Source organism: Humidesulfovibrio sp. (genome assembly GCF_035560995.1).
Classification (GTDB): Bacteria; Desulfobacterota; Desulfovibrionia; order Desulfovibrionales; family Desulfovibrionaceae; genus Humidesulfovibrio.
The window spans coordinates 1-6,185 of record NZ_DATMYK010000164.1; the positions used below are offsets into that span (position 1 = coordinate 1).

At 64.1% G+C, this 6,185-nt stretch carries 7 protein-coding genes; all 7 read right to left on the reverse strand.

Annotated features, from left to right (window positions below):
* Positions 1-19 precede the first annotated feature (19 nt).
* Positions 20-1,342: a FliI/YscN family ATPase gene (locus VN419_RS06285; protein WP_325645596.1), complete on the reverse strand. Its 1,323-nt coding sequence runs from the start codon at positions 1,340-1,342 to the stop codon at positions 20-22.
* Entirely contained in the window at positions 1,326-2,183 is an 858-nt protein-coding gene (locus VN419_RS06290) for a FliH/SctL family protein (protein WP_325645597.1), read from the reverse strand. The genes VN419_RS06285 and VN419_RS06290 overlap by 17 nt, the downstream gene beginning before the upstream one ends.
* Positions 2,170-3,168, reverse strand: a complete 999-nt coding sequence (gene fliG, locus VN419_RS06295; RefSeq protein WP_325645599.1) for a flagellar motor switch protein FliG — start codon at positions 3,166-3,168, stop codon at positions 2,170-2,172. Before fliG ends, VN419_RS06290 begins: the two co-directional genes overlap by 14 nt.
* Positions 3,169-3,171: 3 nt before the next feature.
* Positions 3,172-4,773, reverse strand: coding sequence for a flagellar basal-body MS-ring/collar protein FliF (gene fliF, locus VN419_RS06300; protein ID WP_325645602.1), 1,602 nt, complete (start codon positions 4,771-4,773; stop codon positions 3,172-3,174).
* A gap of 109 nt (positions 4,774-4,882) precedes the next feature.
* Positions 4,883-5,215: a flagellar hook-basal body complex protein FliE gene (fliE, locus tag VN419_RS06305; RefSeq protein WP_325645605.1), complete on the reverse strand. Its 333-nt coding sequence runs from the start codon at positions 5,213-5,215 to the stop codon at positions 4,883-4,885.
* 24 nt (positions 5,216-5,239) lie between these two features.
* On the reverse strand, positions 5,240-5,677 hold the full coding sequence (gene flgC, locus VN419_RS06310; protein ID WP_325645607.1) for a flagellar basal body rod protein FlgC: 438 nt from the start codon (positions 5,675-5,677) through the stop codon (positions 5,240-5,242).
* Complete coding sequence (gene flgB / locus VN419_RS06315) at positions 5,678-6,088, reverse strand: flagellar basal body rod protein FlgB (RefSeq protein WP_325645609.1); 411 nt, start codon at positions 6,086-6,088, stop codon at positions 5,678-5,680.
* Positions 6,089-6,185: the final 97 nt, after the last annotated feature.

Below are 6,185 nucleotides of genomic sequence, written 5' to 3' on the forward strand. Positions count from 1 at the left end.
GGGGAGGGGAGAGGTGCGCCTACGCCCCCGCCGCCGCAAGCTCCTTGAGCTTGGCGAAGCAGGTGGCAAGCGATTCGTTGTCGCCCACGTACTGCTGCAAAAAGGCGTTGATGGGCGCGACCATGGCGATGGCGCGGTCCACGTCCGGGCTGGCGCCCTTCTGGTACGCGCCGATGTTCACCATGTCCTCCACGCGCTTGAAGGTGCTCATGAGCCGCAGCACCGTGCGCCCGGCTTCGATGTCCTCGCGGGCCACGACCTCGCTGCGCAGACGGCTGATGCTCTTGAGCACGTCGATGGCCGGGAAGTGCGCCTGGTCCGCCAGCTCGCGCGTCAGCACGATGTGCCCGTCCAGGATGGAGCGCACCGCGTCGGCGATGGGCTCGGTGAAGTCGTCGCCGTCCACCAGCACGGTATACACGCCGGTGATGGAGCCCACGGCGCTCTTGCCCGCGCGTTCCAGAAGCTGCGGCAGCTGGGCGAAGACGCTGGGCGTGTAGCCGCCGCGCGTGGGCGGCTCGCCCGCGGCCAGGCCCACCTCGCGCCCGGCCATGGCGAAGCGCGTCACGGAGTCCATCATCAAGAGAACGTCCAGGCCCTGGTCGCGGTAATATTCCGCCACGGCGGTGGCGGCAAAGGCCGCGCGCATGCGGATGAGCGGGCTCTTGTCCGAGGTGGCCACGATGACCACGCTGCGCGCCATGCCCTCGGGCCCCAGATCGCGCTCGATGAATTCCACCACCTCGCGGCCGCGCTCGCCCACCAGGCCGATGACGTTGATGTCGGCCTTGGTGTAGCGCGCCATCATGCCCATGAGCGTGCTTTTGCCCACGCCGGAACCGGCCATGATGCCCACGCGCTGGCCCTTGGCAAGAGTAAGAAGGCCGTTGATGGCGCGCACGCCGACATCGAGGGGTTCGTCGATGCGCGGGCGGTCCATGGGGTTTGGCGGGTCGCGGTAAAGCGGCACGAAGCCTTCGGGCGCGAACATGCCCTTGCCGTCGATGGTCTCGCCGAAGGCGTCCAGAGTGCGGCCCAAAAGGCCGGGACCCACGGGGAAATGCGGGGGCGAGGCGGAGTTCTTGATCAGGCTGCCGGGACGAACGCCGCGCAGGTCGCCATAGGGCATGAACAGGCAGGCGTTTTCCTTGAAGCCGACCACTTCCGCCGGGATGGGCGCGCTGTTGCGGTCCTCGGGCAGCAGATGGCACACGGAGCCCACAGGGGGCCGGATGCCTTGGCCCTCGGCGATGAGGCCCACCACGCGGGTGACCTTGCCAAAGGTTTGACAGAGGTCCAGGTCGTCAAAAGCCTGGCAGACCGCTTCAGGATTGAGGGGCACCGGCGGCCTCGTGCGTTTCCGCCCTGGCCTCGGCCAGGTCTTCCGGCAGGGCCAGCTGCTCCAGGAAAGGTTCCAGCAGGGCCATGCGGTTGGCTACGGCGTTGTCGGCCAGCATTTCCGGGGTCTCCAGGATGACGCCGCCCAGGGCCAGGCCGGGTTCCGAGGCCAGCTTCCACTGGCCCAGGTCCGGGCGCGCGGCCTGGATGGACTCCATGAGTCCCTTGGCCAGTTCGAAATCTTCCGGCGCCACCTTGAGGGTGAATTCGCGGTGGGCGTCGAGCCTTGCGCAGGCTTCGTCCATGAGCCGTTCCAGAATTTCGGCGCGGCGCTCGCGCATCTCCACGCCCAGGGCCTTGCGGGAAAAGATGCGCGCCAGGCTGGCGAAGTCCTTTCTGCGGGCCTCCCACACTTCCTGGCCAAGGGTCTGCATGCCGGAGAGCAGGGCGCTCATGGCCTGCACGTGGGCGTCCACCTCGGCGTCGAGCCTGGCCTGGGCTTCCGCCTCGGCCTCCGCCCTGGCCTGGGCCACGGCGGCGTCCACCTCGGCCTGGGCGGTGTCGCGGATGGCCTGGGCCTCGGCCTGGGCCTTGTGCATGGCCTGGTTGATGATCTCCCGGGCCAGGGTTTCCGCCTTGACCTTGCAGCGGCCGATGTATTCGGCCTCGGTGGCCTCGTCCCACACGGGCTTATGGCGCTTGCCTTCAATCTCCTGGATGGTGACGAAGCCCGCGCCGGGCGTGTCGCAGCCCATGAGCACGCGGCCGGAGTAGCGCGGGCCGTCCGGCAGGGCTGCGGCCAGGGGCGAGGCTACGGGCGCTTCATGGAAGTTAGATGAATTCATCGCCGCCGCCTCTGCTTATGGCGATGCGGCCCTCGGATTCGAGGCGGCGCACCGTCTTGACGATGTTCTGCTGGGCGCCTTCCACTTCGGAAAGCTTCACCGGGCCCATGATCTCCAAATCTTCGCGGATCATGCCTGCGGCGCGCTCGGACAGGTTCTTGAGGAACTTGTCCTTCAGGTCGTCGCTGGCGCCCTTCAAGGCCTTGGTCAGCTCCTCGTTGGAGATGTCCTTCAGGAGTTCGCGGATGCTGCGGTCGTCCAGGCCCTTGATGTCCTCGAACACGAACATGAGGTTTCTGATGTCGTCGGCCATCTGCTGGCTCTCTTCCTCGATCTCGGAGAGCACTTCCTCTTCCGTGGCGCGGTCCACGGCGTTGAGGATCTCGGCCACGGCGTTGACGCCGCCGACCTTCTTGCCTTCCTTGCCGCCCATGGCGATGAGCTGGCTCTGGAGCACCTTGTCCACCTCGTGGAGCATCTCCTCGGCCACGGCTTCCAGCTTGGCCAGGCGCATGAGCACCTCCGGCCGCACGCCGGATGGCAGGTTGGACAAAAGCTCCGCCGCCTGGTCCGGGTGCAGGTGGCCCAAGATGAGGGCCAGGGTCTGCGGATGTTCGTTGCGCAGTATCTGCGCCAGAATGCGCGGGCTGACGTTCGAAAGTTCCTGGAAGGGCGTGGGGCCGGTGTCGATCTCCAGGCTGTCCAGGATGTACTTGGCTGTTTCGGAATCAAGAGCCTTGGTCAGCAGGCGCTTCACCTGTTCGGCCCCGCCCGTCAGAGTTTCCGCGCCGTAGGTGATGGCGTCGTTGAACTCCTTCAGCACGTCGACCACGTCCTCGCGGGACACGGAATCGATGTCCAGCATGGCCTTGGACACGGCGGCGATTTCCTGACGCTCCATGCGCTTGAAGGATTCGGCCGTGAACTTCTCGCCCAGGGCGAGCATGACGATGGCGGTCTTCTGGGGGCCGGTGAAGCTAGCCACGTGTTACGCCTCCTGTCTGGCCCACGACTTGAGGAGCCGGATGGCCTGATCCATGTTCTGTTCCGTAAGCTGCACGGCCTGGTTCTTCAGAAGCTCCAGGCGGCGCGAGGTGTCGAGGGCTTCCTCGGGCACGTCCACCACTTCTTCAATGGCCAGGCGCTCGTCGGTGCTGGGCAGACTCGCCACTTCCTCAACCTCCTCTTCGGCCACCTTGGGCCGGATAAGGGCCATGACCACCGGACGGACCACCAGGATCAGGAAGAGGAAGATCAGGAGTCCGCTCAGCAGCGGCTTGCCAAGCTTGCCGCCCAGGTCGATGAAATTCTTGATCAGGGACGTTCCCTCGGCCATGTCCACCGCGCCGAAGGCGATGGAGGAGACCTCGATGGTGTCGCCCCGGTCCTTGTCGAGACCCACGGCGCTGGCGACCAGGCTCCTGATGCGGGTCATCTCCTCTTCGCTTCTGGGCACGTAGGTCATCTGCCCGGTCTTCTCGTCCTTGGTGTACGTGCCATCGACGATAACCGCAACACCCAGGCGCTTCAACTCTCCCACGGGGGAGACGATCTGCTGTTCCTCGCGGTTGATCTCGTAGTTGGTGGTGCGCGTCTCCCGCGAGCTGTCCTGGGAACTTTGCGTGCCGGTGAAGCCGTCGCCGCGGAAGTTGGCCTCGGGCGCGGCGCCGTCCAGATTGGCGCGTCCGGCGACCGTTTCCTCGCTTCTGCTCTCGCTGCGCACCACCTGGCCGTCGGGGTTGAACAGCTCCTTCTTGATGGTCTTGTGGCTGAAGTCGAGCTCGGTGTTCACGCGGGCGATGATCTTCTGCGGACCGATGACCGGAGCCAGCAGTTCCTCGATGCGGCGCTCGATCTTGCGCTCCATCTGGGCCTTGAACTCCAGCTGGGTGGTGTTCATGCCCGCGCTTTCGTCGTCGGCGGGCTGGTACAGCGGCTGGCCGTTCTGGTCGCTGATGGTGATGCGCTTCTTGTCCAGGCCTTCCACGGCCATGGTCACAAGATTGACGATGCCCTGCACTTCCTTGGGCTCAAGCTTGCCGTCCTTCTCCTTCAGCTTCAGCACAACGCTGGCCGAGGGCTGGGTCTGCTCCTCGATGAACAGGCTCTTCTTGGGCACAACCAGGTGCACGCGGGCGTTCTCGATCTTGGGGAACTCCGCGATGGTGCGGGCAAGTTCGCCCTGCAGCGCGCGCTGGTAGTTGATGTGCTGCACGAAGTCGGTCTGGCCGATCTTCACTTCGTCGAAAATTTCAAAGCCGATGCCCTGGCCGTGGAGGTTGCCTTCGCTGGCGATCTTCAGGCGCAGTTCGTACACGCGCTCGGAGCGCACCAGCACGGTCTGGCCATTGTCCTCCAGCTGGAAAGGCTCCTTGGTGGCCTTCAGCATGTTGACGACCTTGGCGGCGTCCTCGTTGGAGAGCTTGGTGTAGAGCACCTTGTAGTCGGGCTTGTTCAGATAGATGATGCCCGCGATGAACGCGGCCACCAGCACGACGGCCAGGCCTCCGATGAGCATCTGCTGGGACATGCTGCGCGTGCCCCAGAGGTTCTTGGCCTTGTCGAGGTATTCTGCTACTTTCGGGTGCATGCTCGCTCTCCTGCTCGCTTTGGTCCTGTTTGCCTAAGGCCCGTTTCCGTACCGGCCTCTTTGTTCGCCTGTTTGTTCGCCGGGGCGCGCGGCCGCCGTGCGGCCCCGCTTAGAACTGCATCTTGGTGAGTTCCTGGTAGCTGGCCAAAATCTTGTTGCGCACCGCGCTGGTCATGCTCATGGCCAGCCCGGCCTTCTGCAGCGAGATCATGAGCTCATGCACGTTGTGGTCCTTGCCGGCGGCGAAGGATTCCACCAGGGAGTTCTTCTCCTGCTGCATCTCGTTGACCTTATCCAGGCTGCCCTTCATGGCGTCCATGAAACCCGCGCCCGTGGCGCCTTGGGTCTTCTTGGTCTGCGTGGTGCCGAAGGCCCCCTGGGCCCCCTGCTGGGTCTTCAGCGCGTTCTGGTAGGCCTGCATGGCGACGGACTTGACGATCATGGCGTTTCTCCTCGTGTTCCGGCGTTAGCGGGCTATCTGCAGGGCCTTGTTGAACATGGCCTTGGTGTCCTGGATGGCCTGGACGTTGGCCTCGTACGACCGCATGGTGGTGATCATGTTGGCCATTTCCTCCACCACGTTGATGTCCGGATAGGTGACGTAACCGTCCTTGTCCGCGTCGGGGTGGCCGGGCTCGTGCACCTTCTTCATGGGGCGCTTGTCGGTGACGATGCCGCGCACGACGACGCCCTTGAGTTCCCGGTTCTCTGCGTTCTCCATTTCCTTGTCGAAGGGGTTGAACACCGGCGCCGCGGCGAAGGCCACGCTCTTGCGCTTGTAGGCGCCGCCCTCCGGGGTCCTGGTCGTCTTCACGTTGGCCAGGTTCATGGAGATGACGTTCATGTACGTGCGCTGGGCCTTCATGCCCGAGGCGCTGACGTCGAGTGCGCTCATGAAGTCCATTTACTTGCCCCCTTCCTGGATTACGGTCTGCAATCCAGTGAAATTCTTTGCGATGATGTCGGAGAGTGCGTTGTACATCATGGAGTTTTTGGCCATGGCGGTCATTTCCTTGTCCAGGTCGACCACGTCCTCGCCATGGACCGTGCGCGGCTTCCAGTCGGCCAGGCCCTTGCCCTGGAATCCGTTGACATCGAAGGCCGCGGGAAGGTGCTTCTCGTCGGTGCGGGTCATCTTGCCCTTCTGGTCCATGAACATGGCCTTTTGCAGGTCTTCCTCAAATTCAAGCCTGCGGGCCTTGTACTTGGGGGTGCTCACATTGGCGATGTTGGCCATGACGACATTCTGACGTTGCAGGCGCATGTCCATGACCTTTTCCACCACGCCGAACTGTCTGTCGAAGAGACCCTTCATGCCTTGATCCTCCTGGGCTTTCGCCCTTTTTCAGCCAGCGGCCGCCAATTGGTCCGCCTTCCGGCTGACGAGGGTATAGCAAAGGTCGTTCCAAGTT